General features: G+C 45.9%; 1 pseudogene. It reads right to left on the reverse strand.

From position 1 onward, the window contains the following. Nucleotides 1–405, reverse strand: a pseudogene (locus tag DW182_RS21955) (hypothetical protein); the annotation flags it as partial.

The following is a 405-nucleotide window of genomic DNA, read 5'->3' on the forward strand; positions in this document are numbered from 1 at the left end:
AGAGTCATATTCGTAGTTGGTCTTAGTGCCGTTGGGCATCACGAGCTGTTCCAGGTTCAGAGCGGAATCATAATAATAAGTCGTTATCCGGCTGCCCTCAAGCGAAGGGTTGTTCCTAAGCGCTTCTATGGCAGCCATATCAGCCGAAGAAGGAGAAACGGCGCTTGTCACCCTGTCTATCAACGTTTGTCCTAATGCGCTGAAAGAACCGCCTCTTATTTCAGCAACAACCCGTTGCCCCTTATACCCCCAGATATAGGAGACATCTTCAAATTCACCGTCTTTAGAGATACGGGTAGGATTGCCGTATTTGTCATAGCTTTGATATTTGATGCGGGGCTCGTAATAGTTAAGTTGCTTCACATTTTGCAAGGCGATAAAATCTCCCCAGTTTTTATACTCGTT

This window comes from Bacteroides sp. AM16-24, from assembly GCF_003471885.1.
Classification (GTDB): domain Bacteria; phylum Bacteroidota; class Bacteroidia; order Bacteroidales; family Bacteroidaceae; genus Bacteroides.